The 20,167-nt window shown below is 70.6% G+C and carries 16 protein-coding genes; 13 read left to right on the top strand and 3 right to left on the bottom strand.

All coding sequences use genetic code 11. The features are described 5' to 3' along the window. Positions 1 to 90: 90 nt before the first annotated feature. Positions 91 to 618: a TerD family protein gene (locus tag ACWFR4_RS25210; protein ID WP_453465206.1), complete on the bottom strand. Its 528-nt coding sequence runs from the start codon at positions 616 to 618 to the stop codon at positions 91 to 93. A 90-nt stretch (positions 619 to 708) separates the two neighbouring features. On the opposite strand from ACWFR4_RS25210, the gene ACWFR4_RS25215 reads away from it, so the two are divergent. The 4 genes from ACWFR4_RS25215 to ACWFR4_RS25230 all read left to right on the top strand — a co-directional run bounded on the left by ACWFR4_RS25215 (position 709) and on the right by ACWFR4_RS25230 (position 3,850). Next, positions 709 to 1,533, top strand: coding sequence for an arylamine N-acetyltransferase family protein (locus ACWFR4_RS25215; protein WP_453465204.1), 825 nt, complete (start codon positions 709 to 711; stop codon positions 1,531 to 1,533). Between the two features lie 33 nt (positions 1,534 to 1,566). Next, positions 1,567 to 2,172: a YdbC family protein gene (locus ACWFR4_RS25220; protein ID WP_453654647.1), complete on the top strand. Its 606-nt coding sequence runs from the start codon at positions 1,567 to 1,569 to the stop codon at positions 2,170 to 2,172. A gap of 97 nt (positions 2,173 to 2,269) precedes the next feature. After that, the gene (locus ACWFR4_RS25225; RefSeq protein WP_453465201.1) at positions 2,270 to 2,929 is read left to right on the top strand and encodes a histidine phosphatase family protein; all 660 of its coding nucleotides are present in this window, start codon (positions 2,270 to 2,272) and stop codon (positions 2,927 to 2,929) included. 12 nt (positions 2,930 to 2,941) lie between these two features. Then, positions 2,942 to 3,850 carry an ADP-ribosylglycohydrolase family protein gene (locus ACWFR4_RS25230; protein WP_453654649.1) on the top strand — a complete coding sequence of 303 codons (909 nt, stop codon included), beginning with the start codon at positions 2,942 to 2,944 and terminating at the stop codon, positions 3,848 to 3,850. Between the two features lie 103 nt (positions 3,851 to 3,953). Here the strand turns inward: ACWFR4_RS25230 and ACWFR4_RS25235 are convergent, their stop codons facing one another. Beyond that, positions 3,954 to 5,528, bottom strand: coding sequence for an MFS transporter (locus ACWFR4_RS25235; RefSeq protein WP_453654651.1), 1,575 nt, complete (start codon positions 5,526 to 5,528; stop codon positions 3,954 to 3,956). 137 nt (positions 5,529 to 5,665) lie between these two features. Between ACWFR4_RS25235 and ACWFR4_RS25240 the strand changes: the two genes are divergently transcribed. From ACWFR4_RS25240 to ACWFR4_RS25250, 3 genes are all read left to right on the top strand, one after another. Continuing rightward, positions 5,666 to 6,289, top strand: a complete 624-nt coding sequence (locus ACWFR4_RS25240) for a TetR/AcrR family transcriptional regulator (protein ID WP_453465208.1) — start codon at positions 5,666 to 5,668, stop codon at positions 6,287 to 6,289. Positions 6,290 to 6,466: 177 nt separating this feature from the next. Next, complete coding sequence (locus ACWFR4_RS25245; protein WP_453465193.1) at positions 6,467 to 7,168, top strand: ribonuclease HII; 702 nt, start codon at positions 6,467 to 6,469, stop codon at positions 7,166 to 7,168. A 67-nt stretch (positions 7,169 to 7,235) separates the two neighbouring features. Continuing rightward, positions 7,236 to 7,901, top strand: coding sequence for a hypothetical protein (locus tag ACWFR4_RS25250; protein ID WP_453465190.1), 666 nt, complete (start codon positions 7,236 to 7,238; stop codon positions 7,899 to 7,901). Between the two features lie 120 nt (positions 7,902 to 8,021). Here ACWFR4_RS25250 and ACWFR4_RS25255 read toward each other — a convergent pair whose 3' ends face one another. Continuing rightward, on the bottom strand, positions 8,022 to 8,663 hold the full coding sequence (locus ACWFR4_RS25255) for a hypothetical protein (RefSeq protein WP_453465187.1): 642 nt from the start codon (positions 8,661 to 8,663) through the stop codon (positions 8,022 to 8,024). Between the two features lie 407 nt (positions 8,664 to 9,070). On the opposite strand from ACWFR4_RS25255, the gene ACWFR4_RS25260 reads away from it, so the two are divergent. The 6 genes from ACWFR4_RS25260 to ACWFR4_RS25285 all read left to right on the top strand — a co-directional run bounded on the left by ACWFR4_RS25260 (position 9,071) and on the right by ACWFR4_RS25285 (position 19,984). Further along, positions 9,071 to 11,230, top strand: a complete 2,160-nt coding sequence (locus ACWFR4_RS25260) for a RecQ family ATP-dependent DNA helicase (RefSeq protein WP_453465184.1) — start codon at positions 9,071 to 9,073, stop codon at positions 11,228 to 11,230. 394 nt (positions 11,231 to 11,624) lie between these two features. Then, a complete protein-coding gene (locus tag ACWFR4_RS25265; RefSeq protein WP_453654653.1) occupies positions 11,625 to 13,079 on the top strand; it encodes a DUF4192 domain-containing protein in 1,455 nt (484 codons plus the stop codon). Between the two features lie 869 nt (positions 13,080 to 13,948). Beyond that, positions 13,949 to 15,859, top strand: a complete 1,911-nt coding sequence (locus ACWFR4_RS25270) for a glycogen debranching N-terminal domain-containing protein (RefSeq protein ID WP_453465178.1) — start codon at positions 13,949 to 13,951, stop codon at positions 15,857 to 15,859. A gap of 119 nt (positions 15,860 to 15,978) precedes the next feature. After that, entirely contained in the window at positions 15,979 to 16,740 is a 762-nt protein-coding gene (locus ACWFR4_RS25275) for an NUDIX hydrolase (RefSeq protein WP_116508987.1), read from the top strand. Between the two features lie 190 nt (positions 16,741 to 16,930). Then, entirely contained in the window at positions 16,931 to 18,934 is a 2,004-nt protein-coding gene (locus tag ACWFR4_RS25280) for an ABC transporter ATP-binding protein (protein ID WP_453654655.1), read from the top strand. A 162-nt stretch (positions 18,935 to 19,096) separates the two neighbouring features. Then, complete coding sequence (locus ACWFR4_RS25285) at positions 19,097 to 19,984, top strand: FadR/GntR family transcriptional regulator (protein WP_453654657.1); 888 nt, start codon at positions 19,097 to 19,099, stop codon at positions 19,982 to 19,984. Positions 19,985 to 20,167 lie beyond the last annotated feature (183 nt).

The raw sequence follows: 20,167 nt of genomic DNA on the forward strand, positions 1-20,167 counted from the left end.
GTTTTCCTCCTCCCCTGCTTGCGTTTGGTGGGGGGGGGCGCGGGCCAACCCCCCCCCCCGCCCCTCACCCGTTCCGCGTTCCCGGGGCGCTCAGTGCGCGCGGCCCATCGCGGCGGCGAACGAAGTCGGGTCGCTGTCGAAGCCCTGGAGGATCCCGCGGAAGGCCCACTCTCCGGAGTCGTCCCTCGCGAACTCGGCGATCACGGCCGCGGTGGAATCGGCAACTTCGGAGAAGTCGTTCTGTGCGAGATCGGTGTATCCCTCGCGGATCCGCACCGCAGTGTTCGCCACCGCTCCGAACACCGTCGCCCGCTCCCCCTGTTGTATGGCGATACCGACGACCACGCGCGCGTAGGAGGGCGACAGGCGCTCCAGCTCCAGTGTCATGACTTCGTCGAACCCGAAGCCCTGGCCGGTCGTGCTGTCGCGGTTGAGGGTGATGGTCCCGTCGGGGGACCGGCTGTCGAAGTGCACGACGTAGGCCGGTGCCCCGCCCGGATCGTCGGACGTGTAGGTCGCCGCGATGATGTCGAGATCATGGGGCGGCGCGCCGATCGGGCTCGGGTCCCACTTCAGCGCGACCTCGACCTTCTTGAGCCCTTTCTTGAAGCTGCTCACCGAACTCCCCCTCCTCGGCTGCTGGTTACGGCTGTCCATGACTGACTGTTCATGACTGCTACGGACACGCTACGTCCTACGATTGTGGCCATGAGCTGGAACGGGGAAGAGCTGGATCTCGACGCCTACTTGGCGCGAATAGGCTTCACGGGGGATGTGAAACCGGACCTGGAGATGCTGCGCGCGCTGCACCGGGCGCATATCGCGTCGATCCCGTTCGAGAACCTGGAGATCATGCTCGGGCGGCCGGTGGACCTGGATCTCGCCGCCCTCCAGGCGAAGCTCGTGCGGCAGCGCCGCGGTGGCTACTGCTACGAGCAGAACCTGCTCTTCGCGGCGGCCCTGGAGCGAATCGGCTACTCCGTGAAGGGACTTGGGGCACGAGTCAGGGTGGGCGCCACGGCGATTCGCGCCGTCACCCACATGCTGACCCGCGTCACCGTGGAGGACGGCCAGGAGTGGCTGTGCGACGTGGGCTTCGGCGCCCAGGGGCTGCGCGAACCGATCCCTCTGAGGGACGGGATCGAGGTACGGCAGGGGCCGTGGACCTTCGGCCTCGTGCCGGAGGACAGCGGCGTTCTGGTCCTGCGGAGCCTGCGCCCCGGCGGCTGGGAGGAGATCTACTCCTTCACCCTGGAAGAGCGCCATCCCGTCGACTACGTGGTGATGAACCACTACACGTCGACGCATCCGCGGTCCGCCTTCATCCACCGTCCCGTCGTCCAGCGTGCTGCCGTCGACACCCAGCGCTCACTTATCGACAGGTGGATGTCGGTCGAGTTCCCTGACGGCACTCGGGACGAACGGGACGTAAGGGAAGGCGAGTTGATCGACCTGCTCGCCCATGAGTTCGGGATCGAACTGAGTGACGAGGACGCGGCACGACTGATCTGGATGCACGGCGCCGGAGCGTGACCGAACCCACGTCGTGGGCCGTACGATGGCGCGGTGCTGGTCAAGTGGATTCGCTGCACCGTGACCGACCGACGCGGGTTCGAGCGGGGGCAGCGAAAGTGGGCGGGGCTTCTGGGGGAGCCGGGGTTCCGGGGACAGGGCGGGGGCTGGAGCAGAAATCGGCCGGGGGTGGCCCATGTCCTCGGTTTCTGGGAGAGCCGCGCCTTCTACGACTCCTTCATGGCGCGCTCGCACGACCGGCTCGCCGCCGCCCAGTCGGGCACGTACAAAGACATCCAGGTGAAGCTCTTCGACCACCGCTTCGACGTGAAGACGGGCTTCGAGCCGCGTTTCACGGACGCGGACACGGTGCGCCTCGCGCACTGCCGGGTGCACGCGGACCGCGAGGAGCACTTCGCGCTCATGCAGGAGAAGGTCTGGAACCCCGCGATGGCCGGCTCTCCGGGGATGGTGCGCGGACTGTTCGGTGAGGCGCCGGGCAACGAGTTCCTGATCCTGTCGATGTGGCACTCCGTGGCAGAGCACGGCAAGTACCAGGCCGAACGCGTGGAGCGGCTCTCGACCCGCGCCCAGACGGAGATCGACATCGCCGGGATCACGGGAGACATCGTTCAGCTGGAACCTTCCTGGACGGTGTGAGCCGGATCGCCCACGCGGTGGGCCGCGCGATGTGACATACGCCGGATGGAGCCCGTACGGGTGCTCGAACCGGGCCTTTCCGATCTAGGGTTTCCGCATGGCACGACCGCGGCGCATTGTCCTTGTCAGGCACGGCGAGTCGGAGGGCAACGCCGACGACACCGTCTACGAACGCGAGCCCGACCACGCCCTGGCCCTCACGGAGACGGGGCACCGGCAGGCGGACGAGACAGGGAAGTACCTGCGCGAGCTCTTCGGCCGTGAGCGGGTGAGCGTGTACGTGTCGCCCTACCGCCGCACGCACCAGACGTTCCGCGCCTTCAGGCTCGACCCCGAACTCGTACGGGTGCGCGAGGAGCCTCGGCTGCGGGAGCAGGACTGGGGAAACTGGCAGGACCGGGACGACGTGCGTCTTCAAAAGGCGTACCGCGACGCCTATGGCCACTTCTTCTACCGCTTCGCCCAAGGCGAATCCGGGGCCGACGTGTACGACCGTGTGGGTGCTTTTCTGGAGAGCCTGTACCGGAGCTTCGAGGCGCACGACCACCCGTCGAACGTCCTCCTCGTCACCCATGGGCTCACCATGCGGCTGTTCTGCATGCGCTGGTTCCACTGGACCGTCGCCGACTTCGAATGTCTGTCGAATCCGGGGAACGGTGAGACGCGCGCACTCGTTCTCGGGGAGAACGGCAAATACACCTTGGACCGGCCGTTCGAACGATGGCGTGATCCCGAGCCGTACGGAGTCACCGGTTAGAGTGGCAGGGCGATGACCGCTGACTCCTCTCCTCATGTGCGGCTTGACCGCGCCCTGTCCAGCCTGCGCGGCCTGGCGGTGGGGGATGCGCTGGGCTCCCAGTTCTTCGTGCCCGCCAACTATCCCCTGCTCAAGAGCCGCGAGCTGCCCGACGGCATCTGGCAGTGGACCGACGACACCGAAATGGCGTGCTCCGTGGTGGCTGTTTTGGCCGCCGAGAACCGGATCGAGCAGGACGTTCTCGCCCGGTCCTTCGCGGAGCACCACGACTTCGACCGGGGCTACGGCCCCGCGGTGAACCGGCTGCTCCGGCAGATCCGCGAGGGCGGCGACTGGCGCGCCCTGTCCTCCGCGCTCTTCAACGGCCAGGGCTCCTGGGGCAACGGCGCGGCGATGCGGATCGCCCCGCTCGGCGCCTGGTACGCGGACGATCCCGAGCAGGCCACGCATCAGGCCGAGATCTCCGCCTACCCGACGCATCAGCACCGGGAGGCCGTGGTCGGGGCCATGGCCGTGGCCGCAGCCGCCGCGATCGTGGCCGATCCGGCAGGACCACCGACGCCGCAGGCGCTCCTCGACGGCGTGATCGCGCTCGTGCCGCGCAGTGCGGTGGGCGCGGGGCTCAGGCGGGCCAGGGACATGCTCGACTACGGCGACGCGGGGACGGTGGCCGCGGTCCTCGGCTGCGGCCGGCGCACCACGGCGCACGACACCGTGCCGTTCGCCCTGTGGTCGGCGGCGCGCGGGCTCGGCGACTTCGAGCGCGCGTTCTGGGACACGGCGCAGGTCGGCGGCGACATGGACACGACGTGCGCGATCGTGGGCGGAGTGGTCGCTTCCGGCCCGGGTGGCGCTCCGGCGGACCAGTGGTTGCAGCGGACCGAGCCGCTGCCGGAATGGGCGCCGGGCCTGCCGGTCTGACCTGCGGCTCGCTCACTGCGTCACTTGGCGTGGTGAATGCCGGGCCGCCTTCAGTACCTGGGGACGGCCCGGCATCCACTTCACGTCGTGGGCGGCTCCCCCGTCAGCCGCCCGCCGGCCCGGCCGCACCCGCGGTACCCGCGAGTGCTTCCAGGTCGCTCTTGCGCACCCGGATGACCACAGTGGCGACGACGAGGGCGAGCAGTGCCATCGCCGCGGCCGGAATGAATGCGGTCGAGATGCCCTCAGCCAGGACCTGGTGACCCCAGGGAGCCGGGAGCTGATGGGTCCTGGCGAACTCCGCCTTCTGCTCGGGCGTGGCCTGCGCCATGAAGGACGGGATCTGGTCCTTGGCCTCGTTCCGGCTGGCTGTGCCGAAGACCGTGGTCAGGATGGAGAGGCCGAGTGAACCTCCCACCTGCTGGGTCGCGTTGAGCAGCCCGGATGCCGCGCCGGCCTCGTGCTGGGCGACTCCGGAGACGGCGGTCAGGGTGAGCGTCACGAAGTTGAGCCCCATGCCGACGCCGAACAGCAGCATCGGGCCGAGCACCCCACCCACGTACGAGCTGTCGGGGGAGATGAATGTCTGCCAGCCGAGGCCGAGCAGGACGAGTGTCGCGCCGGTCATCATGAACGGCTTGGGGCCGAGTACCGGAAGCAGTCGCTGGGACAGGCCGGCGCCGACGATGATCGCGACCGTCACGGGGAGGAAGGCGAGGCCCGCCTCGATCGGCGTGTAGCCGAGTACGTTCTGTGCGAACAGGACGATGAAGAAGAACATGCCGAACATCGCCGCAGCCAGGCTCAGCATGATCACGTACGTGCCCGAGCGGTTGCGGTCGGCGAACATCCTGAGCGGAGTGATGGGTTCCTTCGCCCGGCTCTCGATGAACGCGAAGGCGAGCAGAAGCACCACCGCGGCGACGAACGAGCCCACGCTGACGCTGTCCCGCCAGCCCTCCTCCGACGCGCGGATGAAGCCGTACACGAGCGAGGCCATGCCCGCCGTGGAGGTGAGCGCGCCCGCGATGTCGAAGCGTCCCGGGTGCCGTTCGGACTCGTTGATGTACATCGGCGTGAGTACCGCGATGAGGATGCCGATGGGTACGTTCACGAACAGCACCCAGCGCCAGTCGAGCCATTCGGTGAGCATGCCGCCGGCGAGGAGGCCGACGGCGCCGCCGCCCGCGGAGACGGCCGCGAACACGCCGAACGCGCGGTTCCGCTCAGGGCCTTCGGGGAACGTCGTGGTGATGAGGGCAAGCGAGGTGGGCGACGCGATCGCGCCACCGACGCCCTGCAGGGCCCGGGCCGCCAGCAACTGCCAGGGTTCCTGGGCGAGTCCGCCGAGCAGGGAGGCCAGCGTGAAGAGCAGGATGCCGGACATGAAGACCCGGCGGCGACCGAGGATGTCTCCCGCGCGGCCACCGAGAAGCAGCAGGCCGCCGAAGGTGAGCGTGTACGCGCTGACGACCCAAGTGAGGTCTGTCGTGGAGAACTTGAGCGCGTCCTGAATGTGCGGGAGCGCGATGTTCACAATCGTCGCGTCCAGTACCACCATGAGTTGGCAGGCCGCGATGACCGCCAGGGCTATGCCGGGGTGCCCCGCCCGCCGCGCTGTTCCCGGCTTCCCTGCCTTGTCCGGCTTCTGATCTTGAGTTAACTGAGAGGTTGACACTATGGATCCCCCACAAGTGCGTTAGTGAACGCAACCGTTCACTGTCGAGCTGAACGGTAGTGACTCCCCATCAGTGAACGCAACCGTTCACTGAAGAAGCTGCCTTGAACACCCGGATCCTCAACGGAGAGAAGACGATGGATACTTCGCGCTGGACGGCCGCCCCCGCTCGGACGGCCACCCTGCGCCGGCGTGGCCCTGTCCTGGAGCGGGCCATCCTGGAAGCCGCGCTGGAGCAGCTCAGTACGGTCGGCTGGAACGCCCTCACGATGGAAGGCGTCGCCGCCGGGGCGCAGACGGGCAAGGCCGCCGTCTACCGCCGCTGGCCCTCCAAGGAGGAGCTCGTCGCGGACGCCCTCCAGGCGGCGCTGCCCAGTCTCGACGGGGCGCCGGACTGCGGCAGCGTTCGGGAGGACCTGATCGAGCTGTGCCGGCTGATGCGTGAGGCGATGTACTCGCGCCCCGGCTTCGCTCTGCGGTCGGTGCTTCACGAATGCGACTCGGCGACGGCCCAGCGCTTCCATGAAGTGATCTTCGAGGGTGTCGTCCAGCCGAGCGTCGAGCTGATCAAGGAGGTCGTACGCCGTGGGATCGAGCGGGGGGAGGTGCGCCCCGGCGCCACGGACGCATACGTCTGCGATGTCATCCCGGCGATGATGATGTACCGGTCGAAGGTGTGCGCGAGCGAATGGAGTGAGCGTGATCTCACGGAGATGATCGATCAGGTGATGGTTCCGCTGCTGCGGCCGCTGGGGGCGTGAAGCGGGGCGGCGCCGATGGTTTGCGGCGTGTGGATTCGGGCCCGGAGTCGGGGGTCGCGCCTCCGTCCGGTCGGCCGTGAACCGCAGGTTCCTGCCCCGCCGGTCTCACCTATGGAGACCGGGCTGGTCGTACCGGGTGTCGCTGAGGGGTCGAGGCGGCGTACGCTATCTGGCGCCATGCCGTACGAACCACCCACTCACAGCGTCGAGCGCTCACTGCGCGCCACCACCGGAGCCAAGATCGTCGCCGGTGTGGACGAGGTCGGTCGCGGTGCGTGGGCGGGACCGGTCACTGTGTGCGCAGCCGTCACCGGGCTGCGCCGACCGCCCGAAGGTCTCACCGACTCCAAGCTGATCAGTCCGAAGCGGCGCGAGGCGCTCGCCGAGACGCTGGAGAGCTGGGTGACGGCACATGCTCTCGGGCACGCCTCCCACGAGGAGATCGACGAGCTGGGGATGACGGCCGCTCTGCGGCTCGCCGCGGTGCGCGCCCTCGAGGCCCTTCCGGTCCGTCCGGACGCGGTCATCCTCGACGGCAAGCACAATTACCTCGGCCCTCCCTGGCATGTCCGTACGGTGATCAAGGGTGACCGGTCCTGTGTGGCCGTCGCCGCGGCATCGGTGATCGCCAAGGTTCGGCGCGACAAAATGATGGCCGAACTGGGCATCGAACATGCAGAATTCGGGTTTGCGGCCAACGCCGGTTATCCGTCGCCGGTCCACAAAGCCGCGCTGGAGGAACGGGGGCCCACCCCGTACCACCGGCTCACGTGGGCGTATCTTGATGCGCTGCCCCAGTGGCGGCATCTCAAGAAGGCCCGCAGCTGGGCGGACGGAAACGTTCCGGAGATCGAAGGCCAGCTCGGCTTCGACTTCTGATCTTCCGTTCGCACTCATGTGCCACCCGCCGGGGCCACTCGCACCGGCGTTTGATAGACATCAGCTCATGCCTCTCCTTCCCGAGGAGTCTCAGATTCACGAGAGTGCCCAGGGTCCCTGCGCCACTTCGGTCCCCAGCGGCCGCAACGCGCCGACCCCCCGCCCCGTACCCGGCCCGCGTCCCGCGGCGCCGCCGCGACCCGGACGCCCGGGTCCCGCACGGCCGATGCCGCCCGCGCAGCGCACGTCGCGCGAGTCGGTGTCCGCCGCCAAGCCGGGGCCTTCGGCTCCGGCCGCCCCCGCCGCTGTGCCGACCGCTCCCGCCTCGGCGGACGCGACCGAGCAGCCGCAGATCCAGCTGATCCCGGCTTCGGTCGAGGGCGCCCTGGACGCCGCGGAGGAAGCCGTCGACCTGCTCCTCGACTCGGGCCGCTCGCCCGGCGAGGTGCTGGTGATCACCACCGGTGACCCGCACCCGTGGGCCACGCACGAGCTGTCCTTCGGCGACACCGCCTACTGGGCGCAGCACGACGCGGGTGACGACGTCTTCTACGCCGACGCCGGGGCCGCCGAGCGCGCTTCGAAGCGGCCTGTGGTCGTCGTCGCGCTGAACGGCGGTGCCGACGAGACGGCCGCCACCGCTCTGCCTCTCGCCCTCGGCCGGGCGGGCGCCCTGCTGATCGTGTGCGGCAACCCGCAGCGGATCAACTCCCTGCTGGGCGCCGGAGTCTGACACGCCGCGCGCCGGCTGCCCGGACCGCTCGACGGTTCCGCGGGCGGCCGGCGGCGCCGTGTGTCTGCGACCCGTGTCGGCAGGGGCTCGTGTCGGCGGGGCTCGTTTCCGCGGCAGCTCTCAGCGGGCGGCCGCGCGGCGCAGTACCTCCGACGCGGCTCCTCCTGCGCGCGGCAGTGGCGGCTCGCTGCCGCCCTCGTACGCTTCGGGCGTCGATCCAAGGCTCGGCCGCCTGCCACCGCGCCCTTCGCCGAGTACCTGCCAGCCGTCCCGCGTCATGGTGATGTACGCCCCGCAGCGCATCCCATGAAGTGTGCACGCATCCCGCAGCCCCCACATCCACGCACCGTCCTCCTCCGTCCAACGCGCGTCGCCCTCACGGCAGTAGAGCAGCACGGCCGTTCGTACCGGTGTGCGGCGTCGGAGGTCGTGCGGGATGACCCTGCGCAGGTGCGTGAGCAGCGCGTTGCGGAACACCCAGCCGTCCGCCGCGCTCGCGCGCCGGGTGAACGACGCGCTGGCCCTGAGCCGCTCCTCTGTATCGAGAACGGCCACGACGGCCGTCTGGGGCTTGGGGCGGTGCCGGGCGTGCAGGCCGCTGACGACCTCGCGCGGATTGCGCAGCAGCGGGATCCCCGCCGCGGCCCATTCCGCGGGTTCGAGCATCCTGGCGAGTTGGTTGGCGGAGTCGGCGGACATGTCGGCACGCGTCGATGACGTCGACAATGATGCCGCCGAGGACGGAGCGAATCCGAAGGTCACGGTCCTCCCTTCGGCTACGCGCCCACACTGCGGGCGGGGTCGGACTGCGGGAGCGCACCGCGGCACAGCCCTACCGGACCACGATCGAGCCGCGCGGGAGCGATTCCAATTCTTCCCTTCGCACTGGCTTGCGGCAACGAGCAATTGGGGCCGGGGGCCGGTATCTGGGGAAGCGTCGGCTATATCCCTGCCCAATGCCGCCGCCTGCGACGCCAGGGTCACGCCTTTACGGCCAGGACCAGCGGTAACGCCGCCTGACGTCGATGATCCGGGCGCCCCGGGAATGGCATCAAGAAGGGCTCGGCGCCTGGTGGGACACCCTCCGGGCGGCCGGGTTGACGGGGACGGCAGTGATCATCACGGCGGGGGATTGGGCCGTTGTCAGTGGTGTGGGGTTGCATGGGGGCATGAGTAACCAGGAGCTGCGTGCCGAAGCCGACGCCATCCTCGCTGAGCTGGTCGGCGATCCAGGTGGTTCGGCGCGCCTTCGGGAGGATCAGTGGCAGGCGGTGGCGGCTCTGGTCGAGGAGCGTCGCCGTGCTCTTGTCGTGCAGCGCACCGGCTGGGGCAAGTCGGCGGTGTACTTCGTGGCCACGGCCTTGCTGCGGCGGCGTGGCTCCGGTCCCACGGTGATCATCTCGCCGCTGCTCGCGCTCATGCGTAACCAGGTCGAGTCGGCGGCGCGGGCCGGCATCCAGGCGCGCACCATCAACTCGGCCAACCCCGAGGAATGGGACACGATCTACGAGGAGGTCGAGCGCGGCGAGACCGACGTCCTTCTCGTGAGTCCGGAACGCCTCAATTCCGTGGATTTCCGTGATCAGGTCCTGCCCAAGCTCGCGGCCACGACGGGACTGCTCGTCGTCGACGAGGCGCACTGCATCTCCGACTGGGGCCATGATTTCCGGCCGGACTACCGTCGGCTGCGGGCGATGCTGGCCGAGCTTCCCGCCGGTGTGCCGGTACTGGCCACCACCGCGACGGCGAACGCGCGGGTCACGGCGGACGTCGCAGATCAGCTGGGTACGGGAGCCGGCGAAGCGCTGGTGCTCCGCGGCCCCCTGGATCGGGAAAGCCTGCGCCTGGGCGTCGTCCGGTTGCCGGACGCTGCGCACCGTCTGGGCTGGCTCGCCGAGCACCTGGACGAGCTTCAGGGCTCCGGCATCATCTACACGCTGACGGTGGCCGCGGCCGAGGAGGCCACGGCCTTCCTGCGCCAGCGCGGCTTCAACGTGGCGTCGTACACGGGCAAGACGGAGAACGCCGACCGGCTCCAGGCCGAGATCGACCTTCAGGAGAACCGGGTGAAGGCGCTGGTCGCGACCTCCGCGCTGGGGATGGGCTTTGACAAGCCGGACCTGGGATTCGTGATCCACCTCGGCTCGCCGTCCTCGCCGATCGCCTACTACCAGCAGGTGGGGCGTGCGGGCCGTGGTGTGGCCCATGCGGATGTGCTGCTGCTGCCGGGCAAGGAGGATGAGGCCATCTGGCGCTACTTCGCCGATACGGCCTTCCCGCCCGAGACGCAGGTACGGCAGACCCTCTCGGCTCTCGAGGGCGCGGGACGTCCACTGTCCGTGCCCGCCCTGGAGGCGGCAGTCGATCTTCGGCGCAGCCGCCTGGAGTCGATGTTGAAGGTGCTGGACGTGGACGGCGCGGTCAAGCGCGTCAAGGGCGGCTGGACGGCCACGGGAGCCGACTGGGTGTACGACTCCGAGCGCTACGCGTGGGTGGCCAAACAGCGGTCGACCGAGCAGCAGGCCATGCGCGACTACGCGAGTACGTCCCAGTGCCGGATGGAGTTCCTGCGTGAGCAGTTGGACGACGAGGGTGCGGTTTCGTGTGGCCGTTGCGACAACTGTGCGGGGGCCTGGGCCGATTCCTCGGTCTCGGCAGAGGTGCTGACGGGGGCGGCCAGGGAGCTGGACCGCCCGGGGGTCGAGGTCGAGCCGCGTCGCATGTGGCCGACGGGGATGCCCGCGCTGGGCATCGACCTCAAGGGGCGCATCCCGGCCAAGGAACAGTGCTCCACCGGGCGCGCCCTGGGGAGGCTCTCGGACATCGGCTGGGGCAACCGGCTCCGCCCGCTGCTGGCCGAGAACGCGCCCGATGGGCCCGTCCCCGACGACGTCCTGAAGGCCGCGGTGGCAGTCATCGCCGATTGGGCGCGCTCGCCCGGGGGCTGGGCGCCGACTGTTCCGGACGCTTCTGCACGGCCGGTGGGAGTCGTCGCCGTGCCGTCCCTGACCCGGCCGCAATTGGTCGGTTCGCTCGCCCAGGGAATCGCGACCATCGGCCGCCTCCCCTTCCTGGGCACGCTGTCGTACACGGGGCCGGGGGACGTACACCCGGTTCGCCGCAGCAATTCCGCCCAGCGCCTCAGGGCACTGTCAGGCACCTTCACCGTTCCTGAGGACCTGGCCGCCGCCCTGGCCGCCGCTCCCGGTCCCGTCCTGCTCGTGGACGACTACACGGACTCCGGCTGGACCCTCGCGGTCGCTGCGCGGCTGCTCCGGAAGGCGGGGAGCGAGCAGGTCCTGCCGTTGGTCCTGGCTGCGGCGGGCTGAGGCATTTGATTACTCAGGGCTGAGCCTCACCCGACCACGAGAGCGGGGGACCTCGCCTGACCTCGGCGTGTGCATCACACCTGAAGTTCCCCCTATGCCCTGCCGCTGACCTGACGTCAGCGTTCGGCGCCCTGGACCGAGGCGCCGTGCCCAGCAGCGGCTTGCTGCAAGCGGCGTTGGGTGATTCGACCTCGAAGCCTGCCGGTCGCCCGTCGCACCGGCGGGCGCCGGCCCCTCCCGCCGACAACAGCCAACTCGCCCGGGACAAGCATGGCCTGATGGGTCGGCATTGCGCGAGTGGCCCTTCCGGCCTGTGGACAACTTCTGTCGTGTCCCTGATCCGGGTTATCCACAGGCCAAAACGGAATCTTGAGATTCGCGGCATGGTCGTCACATGACGAATCACAGCGAAGCAGCCGGCGGTCCCGGCACGGAACAGATCACCCTGCGCAACCCATCCGAACTGGCCGAAGCACTCCCGTACTTGCTCGGGTTCAAGCCCGAGGACAGCATCGTGCTCGTCGCCCTGCACCGCGGACGCTTCGGCGGTCGCGTGCGACTCGGAATCCCCGAGCGACCCGGCGACTGGCCATCCGTCGCGGATGAGATGGCCAAGTGCCTGATCAGCGGATGCGAGCGCAAGGACGGAACGCCGGACGGCATCGTCGCGTTCCTGTGCCGGGATCCGAAGACCACCGAGACCGGGCGGCAGATCATGGAGCGCCTGCAACCGCTGGCACAGATGCTGCGTTTGGCGTGCGGCCGCCTCGACGTGCCCGTGGTCGAGACCCTCTGCATCTCCGACGATCATTTCTGGTCGTACAGCTGCCCGGTCGAGGAGTGCTGCCCGCCCGACGGCACACCGCTGGCCGCGTCCGGTACGTCCGTCACGGCGGCCGCGATGACTTATGCGGGCATCCAAGTGCGGCGCCCGCTAAGGGAGATGAGGGCCCGGCTCGCGCCATGGCAGACGGCAGCCGTGCCAGAACAGGAGCACGCGCTGGACGCCGCGGCCATGGCTCTCGTCCCCAGGATTCTCGCCGGAGTCCCGCGTGCCGAGGTCGCGGACGAGACGCTCGATCTCGCACGGCGGGTATGGAGCCGTTTCGGGCACCTGCCGACCAGTGACGACACGCTGGAAACCGATCTCAGGGACGACGAGCAGCTCGCGCACGACGAGGCGGCCAGGTTGATCCTCGGCCTCCAGGACCGGCTGACCCGGGATCACGCGGCCGAGTGGATGGAGGGCGACGAGGCGCCGCTGGCTCTGCGCCTTTGGCGAGCTCTGGCCCGGCGCTGCGTGGGCCCGTACGGCGAGCACGCTGCGGCGCCGCTGACGCTCGCCGGCTGGGTCGCGTGGTCTCTGGGCGACCGCGTGGAGGCCGGCGAGGCATTGGACATGGCTCTGGCCGCAGATCCGCGGTACGTCTTCGCCCGGCTCCTCATGGAGGCGTGCAGCGGGGACCTGGATCCGGAGCCGGTGCGGCGCAGCCTGCGCAAGACACGGGACGAGCGGAACGTGACGCCGTCCGAGGCGAATTCGGAGAGGTCCTTTGACGGAGCCGGGGCTGGAGTAGCGGTAGGTGCGGGAACCGGTGCCGGTGCCGGTGTCAGTGGCGAAGGCGCCGCTGGCCGTAAGGGTGCAGGATCCCCTGGGCGGCCGAGTGCCGAGGACTCTTGGGAACCGGCCGAGGATCGGGTGACGCGGGCCCTGGAGGCCGCTCTGCGCCGGCGCGGATCGCGACGTGCGGGTGCGGGCAAGGGACCTGCCCAGGCTGGGGCGCATGCGTCGCGGCGACCGCAGGGGCGTCGCCGCGTGGGTCGGCAGGGGACGAGGCGGGACGGATGAGTACCGACTCGTGGCGCAGGTCCCGTGAGCCCGTCTCTGGGGCCGAGCGGGCACCGATCGGGGCGAGGGAGTCGGGGACGGGCATGGGGCGTCGGCTGCTCGGCTTGCAGCGCCGCGGGCGTGACTTGAGGTGGGGCAGGCCCGTTCACCTCTGTGGCACAGCCTCTGACCGGGCCGCGCCGCCGTCTCCCCGCCGACCCTTCGGAGCGCCATCGGCGCCTCGCGCGCGCCCAGCACGGAAGGAGCCACCCCATGCCGCCCCCCGCGTCGTCGACCGTGTTTGCCGTATTGACCTGCGCCGTACCCGTGGTGCTCACCCTGGAGAAGGACGCCCCACCAGATACCGGCGGCCCGTCCCGCGAGACCGGTACCGCTGGTCGTCCGGGGGCGAGGCGGCGATGATGCCTTCAGCCGCACGCGCGCCGGAGCCCGATGACTCGTTCAAGGGCTCCTTCGAGAGTCCCTTGGAAGACTCGTTCGTCGACCGCCTCGTCGCAGGTGCGGGCCAGGCCCGTGGAATCGCCGTGGGCATCTCGCCTCCTCCACCGGCTGGGGTATCGGCCGCGCCCGTTGGAGTGGCGTCCGCGGCACTGGGTCTGGGCGTGCCATCCGAGACCGCAGGGCCGGCAACCGTCGTCGCGGGGCCGTCAATCGTCATGGCGGGGCTGCCAACCGTCGTCGCGGGAGCGCCGTCCACTCAAGCAGCGGCGTCGGCGGCCTCCCCAGCGATCTCCCCAGTCCGCCGCAAGGATCCGGCTCCACCCGCTACCCGCAGCGCTCCGCCGCCACATGCGCGCCCCGGTCGCGCGAACGCCGACGCTCCCAGGCGCTCCACGGAGCTGCCGCCCGCACACACGGCGCTGATCTGCGTGGCGCTGCCCTCGCTCGCGATCTCGTCGCAGCAAGGGCAGTTGACGGGTGACGGGCTGGAAGGGTTCTACCGCGCGGGGCGCCGGTTGTTGTCGCGCTGTCTGCTCCGCGTGGCGGGGCGCGAGCCGATCGCGGTGCAGGGCCGCATGGTCGCCGCCGACCGGGCCCGATTCGTGGCGACGCTGAGACCTGTCGTGGACGGCGGCCCCGACCCGGACATCATGGTCGAACGGATCCGGCATGCCGACGGCACGGAGCGGATCACGCTACGCAGCTCGGCCACCCGACCGCTGCGCCTGCCGGTCGAGGTCGCCCTCGGTACGGATCTGGCCGAGCTGGGCGCGGTGGCGGCCGGACGGCCGGGGCGTGAACTGTCCGCCACCGTCCACGACTCCGGCATGCGGTGGTCGTCGTCGGCAGGCCACGCCGTCGTCACCGCCGCCCCGCCGCCCCGCGACGCCCTCGCCTCCGCCGGGCTGCTGCGCTGGGAGTTCGATCTGCCTCCGGGCGGCACCTGGAGTGTCGAACTGCGGGTACGGGCCGACGGCGGGGCGGCGAGCAGGCCGGTCGGGCATGGCACCGTACGCCCGCTCGCCGGGACGGAATCGGCCGGGGACGACGCACGAGTGGGCCCGCTGCTGAGAGCCTGCGCAGAGGATCTGCACGCGCTGCTGCTGCGCGACCCGGCGCACCCCTCAGACCTCTACCTCGCCGCCGGCGCGCCCTGGCGCTGCGGTCTGGCTCCGGCCGAGGCGTTGGCGGCCGCGCGGATGGCGCTCCCTCTGGGGACGCGGTTGGCCGCGGGCACGCTCAGGGCCCTCGCTCGGACCCAACTCCGCGGAATGGGGCGGGAGTCGGGGATGATCCCCGGCCCGCTGAGAGACGCAGGCCCGCATCTGCCGCCCGGCTGCACCGGAACCGAAGCGACGCTCCTGTATCCGGCGCTCCTCGCGGAGGCGAGACGCTGGGGCCTTCCCGAGCAGGAGGTCGCAGAGCTGCTGCCCACGGCGGAGCGCTGCCTGCAGTGGCTGCGAACCGCCGTCGGCGACGGGGCGTACCTGGCGGACCCCGGCCCCGGAGGATCGTTGCGCTGCGAGACTCAGGCGCACGCCCACCGGGCCGCCCTGCTCGGCGCGGATCTCCTCGACTCCCATGGCCGACCCGGCGCCGTGGAACTGCGCCAGTGGGCTGAAGCGCTGCGGACGCGGTTCAGGGAGGACTTCTGGGCCGAGGACCGTGGAGGCGGCCGGCCCGCCGCTGCCCGCACGCGGGACGGGCGGCTCCTGCCCCACCTGGGCAGCGCCGCGGCCCACCTCCTCGACACAGGGCTGCTCGGCGGCGGTCTGATGGCCCCGGGCCTCCTCGGCAAGGTGCAGACGGAACAGCTCGCGCGGCTCCTGGGCGGTCCGGCGTTCGACTCCGGATGGGGTCTGCGCAGTCTGGGCGTACGGGAGGCGTCGTACAACCCGTTCGGGCACCGTGGCGGAGCCGTGCGGGTGCAGGAGACGGCGCTGGCCGTGGGCGGCCTGGCCGCTGCGGGCTACGAGAAGGAGTCGAGCTCGCTGCTGCGGGGCGTCCTGTCTGCGGCCGAGGCCTTCGGGTTCCGGCTGCCCGAGATGTACGCGGGGGAGCAGCGTTCCGAAGGGGGCGCCCCACTTCCGCATCCGGCCGCCTGCAGACCCGCGGCCACCGCCGCGGCGTCAGGGGTGCACCTCCTCACCGCCCTCGTCGGGATCCGGCCGGACGCTCCTGCCGGAACGGTGACGTTGAGGCCGATGCGTAGCGCACCCCTGGGGGAGATCGGACTGGCCGGGCTGCGGGTCGCGGGCGCCCCGTTCTCGGTGCGGGTCAGCAGGCTCGGTCTCGCCATGGTCGAGGAGGCGGCCGACGGGCTGCAGTTGGGGGTGTGACCGGCGCGGACGTGAGCTCGGAAGATCGGAGGGGTCCCCCCTCGGGGACTTCGAGGAAGGCCTTGATCGACGATCGCGAAGGGAGTGTTTATCGTCAGGAAGACGACTATGATCGCGGCATGTCGCCCTACGACCCGTCGGCCTTCCCGCCCTTCGCAGTCACCGTCGACCTGGTGGTGCTGACCGTGCGCCGCCACGCGCTCTGTGCGCTCGCGGTGCGGCGAGGAGAACCGCCGTTCCAGGGGCGTTGGGCACTCCCCGGCGGCTTCGTCCGGGACGACGAGGACCTGTCGTCGGCCGCGGCGCGCGAACTGATCGAGGAGACCGGGCTCTGCGCCCATGATCCCGCGGACCCGGACCAGGTCAACGGCGCGCACCTGGAGCAGCTGGCCACCTACGGTGACCCCAAGCGTGACCCTCGTATGCGCGTGGTCAGCGTCGCTCATCTGGCCCTGGCGCCGGATCTGCCGGCACCGCGTGCGGGTGGCGACGCGCACAGTGCGCGCTGGGCACCCGTGGAGGACCTGCTGAACCAGAGCGGGTACGGGCGCGAGGGTGAGCAGGCGGCACCCCTGGCCTTCGACCATGCGCAGATCCTCGCGGACGGCGTGGAGCGCGCCCGCTCGAAGATCGAGTACTCGTCACTCGCCACGGCCTTCTGCCCGCCCGAGTTCACGGTTGGTGAGCTGCGACGCGTGTACGAGGCGGTGTGGGCCGTCGCGCTCGATCCGCGCAACTTCCACCGCAAGGTGACGGGCACCCCGGGCTTCCTCGTACCCACCGGCGGGACCACCACCCGCCAGGGCGGCCGGCCGGCCCAGCTCTTCCGGGCGGGGGGCGCGACGCTGCTCAACCCGCCGATGCTGCGCCCCGAGGTGTGACCCGGAGCTGACCGGGTCTGACCTCCGAGCTCTGCCCGCCCGCGCCGCGCAGGGGACACCCGAGGTCCCGCCCTGCCCGAAAAGTCGGAAATATCGCGTTATCTTGCTGTGGTACCCACGGGGTTCGTCCGTCCCCGCTCGGCGGACGGGCCCCGGCCGCCGAGCGGTCGCACATCCTGCGAGAGAAGCGATGATCCAGGCCTTCGGACTGACCAGCAATCCCCGCCAGGAGCTCCCGCCCGCTGTCGACGACGTGTCCTTCGAGGCGCCGACGGGTCGCGTCACGGCGCTGCTCGGCGCCCGCGCGTCCGGCAAGACGACGGCGGTCCGGCTGATGCTCGAACTCCAACAAGGCCGTGGAATCACGCATTTCAGAGGCCGCGCCCTGCACCGCATCCCCCATCCCTCCCGAGAAGTGGGCGTATTGCTCGGCGAGGTCCAGGGTCATCCGTCCCGCACCGTACGCGGACAACTGCGTATGTTGTGCGCGGCCGCAGGCGTGCCGGTGCAGCGTGCGGACGAGGTCCTCGAAGTCGTGGGCATCGTCAGCCTGCGTGAGCAGCGGCTCGGCACGCTCTCGCGCGGCATGGACCGGCGCCTCGGTCTGGCCTGCGCGCTTCTCGCGGACCCGCACACGCTCGTCCTCGACGGGCCCGCGGACGGCCTCTCGGCGCGCGAGGGCAAGTGGCTGCACGGCATCCTGCGGGCCCACGCGTCGCTCGGCGGCACCGTGCTCTTCACCACCGACGATGCCAAGGAAGCGGCGCGGACGGCTGACCGTGTCGTCACCCTGGAGGCGGGGCGCGTCATCGCGGACCAGGGCGTCGCGGACTTCTCCCGTACGAGGCTGCGCCCCCGCGTCGCCGTCCGCAGTCCGCATGCGGCCCGGCTCGGTGTCCTGCTGGCCAAGGAAGCGCGCGCGACGCAGCGTTCCGTCGAGGTCGTGAACGAGGACGGCAACCGACTCTCCGTATACGGCAGTAACTGCGCGGACGTCGGCGAAACAGCGTTCCGCCACAGCATCCTGGTCCACCAACTCGCAGACGAGGTCGGGGATGCGGGGCCTGCGGTGAGCGTTCCAGCCCGGGCGCGCACTGAAGAAGTCCGGGAGGTGGAGCCGACCGCGCCCCTGACGACAGTCGCGGATGCGTCGTCCGTAGCGGACACGTCCCTTCCGGCCGCGGAGCCGTCGGAAGAAACCGCCGCACCGTCGGAGCAGGCGCAGGCACGCGCTTCTTCCGCTCAGGAACCCCCGCACCCCAAGGGCACCCTCGTCCCGCTCTCCGTCGACGCGGACCTTGGCGGCGCTTCCTCCCCGGCCCCGGCGCCGCCGTCCGACGAACTGGGCCCCCAGGCGCTGAGAACTCCCTCAACCCCCGCCCCGCCCCCCTCCCTCCTCCCGCCCCCCATCACGATCCACCCCGCACCCAGCCCTCTCCGTCCGCTGCGTTATGAGGTCCGCCGGGCGACCGGTATCGCCACCGGCTACCTCACTGCGACCGCCGTCCTCGTCGCCTCCGCGATCGTCGCCGTACTGCTCGCGCGGACTGGTCACACCCCGCAGGCGCACCTGCTGGCCGCCTGGCCCCAGGAGCTACCGCTTCCGCCGGCTGCCCTCGGTGCGGGACTGCTCGGAGCCTTCGCGTTCGGCGACGAGTTCCGTCACCCCGCGCTAGCCGCCGACCGTGGCACCGTCCCCCGTCGCCTGGGGCTGCTTTGCGCGAAACTCGTTGTCGCAGCGGCCATCGCCGTCTCGCTGGGCTTCCTCGTCGTCGCCTCCGACGCGGTGCTGCTCCACCTTGTATACGGAGAAGAGCTCACCAAGGTTCCCGCCGACTGGCTCTCGACGAGCGCGAGTTGGCTCGCGCTCGTCGTGGGCTGCGCCTGGGCAGGGGTACTGGCCGCCGGTGTCTTCCGGTCCACGACGGCCGGGCTGGCCGCCGTACTCGCCGTTCCGATCCTCGTCGTGCCCCTAGTACAGAAGGCCTTGGAGGGGCCATCCGTGCGAACGGCGGCGGGACTTCCGTCGAGGCTTCGTGATCTGGCACTCGTGCACTGGCCGTTCGGGGCGGAGCGCTTTCTGGCCGCGGGACTGCGGATGATCGTCCAACCGGTGGGCGGTGCGCTGATGTTGTCGCTGACCGCTCTGCTCTGCGCTTATCTGCTCACGGTGCTGCGTCCGAGGGCTCGATGACGACCGTCCGGCGCCTTCTGGTCCGGCCTCGCGCACAACTCCCCGACGAGCGCTCATTTCCGTCCGATAAGGCGTCAATTGCGACGGGGTAAGCGATCACCCTTTCGTGTGCTTTTCACCAAAGACCTCAAGGGACTTGGGAGCGGCGCCGACAACAGATCCGTGAGTACCCTTGCGCACACCATGATGACCGCCGCCCGCTCCGCCGACTCCGGCCTGGCCGGGCCGGGCGAACTCGACCGCTACCCCTATGGGGAGGCAACTGGCGCCGACCGTGTGGGCGCCCCTGTTTGGGATGTCGCGGACCAGGATCTCGGCCGGATGGGGCGGCGCGCCGCCGGCAGCCGCGGACGCGGCCTGCACGGCCAGCTCGTCCAGCAGCTGGGCCAGATGATCGTTTCCGGGGACCTCGGCGCGGACCGCCCGCTCGTGCCCGAGGAGATCGGTCAGCGATTCGAGGTGTCCCGCACCGTCGTCCGCGAGTCGCTCCGCGTCCTCGAGGCGAAGGGCCTGGTCAGCGCCCGCCCCAATGTCGGCACCCGCGTCCGCCCCGTCAGTGACTGGAACCTCCTCGACCCGGACATCATCGAATGGCGCGCATTCGGCCCGCAGCGCGACGATCAGCGCCGCGAGCTGAACGAGCTGCGCTGGACGATCGAGCCCCTCGCCGCGCGGCTCGCGGCCGGACACGGCCGTGAGGACGTCCAGCAGCGGCTCACCGACATGGTCGAGATCATGGGGCACGCCCTGGGGCAGGGCGACCCGATCACGTTCTCCCGCGCCGACGCCGAGTTCCACTCCCTGCTCATCCAGCTGGCGGGCAACCGCATGCTCGAGCACCTGTCCGGCATCGTCTCCGCAGCCCTCCAGGTCTCCGGGGGGCCCGTCACGGGCTGCGACCGCCCGAACGAGGTAGCCGTCGCGCACCACGGCCGGATCGCCGACGCCCTCGCCGCGGGCGACGGCACGGGCGCGGAGGCGGCCATGCGCCAGCTGCTCACCGTCCACCCCGATGTCGAACGTGTGGTCCCGGCGCCCCGCGAGCACTGACGCGTTTCTCGCGATCCGGTGATCCGGCGCCTCGGTGCAGGCCCTCGGTGCTCGATGTACCGCGCGGTCCGGATGCGCCCATCATCTGTTCCACATGTGTCGGGGGGGGGGGGCGCGGGCCCCCCCCCCCCCCCGCCCCCCCCCCCCGTGGGAGAGAAAAAAAAAAACAACCCACACCAAACC

This window comes from Streptomyces sp. NPDC055140 (genome assembly GCF_053607285.1).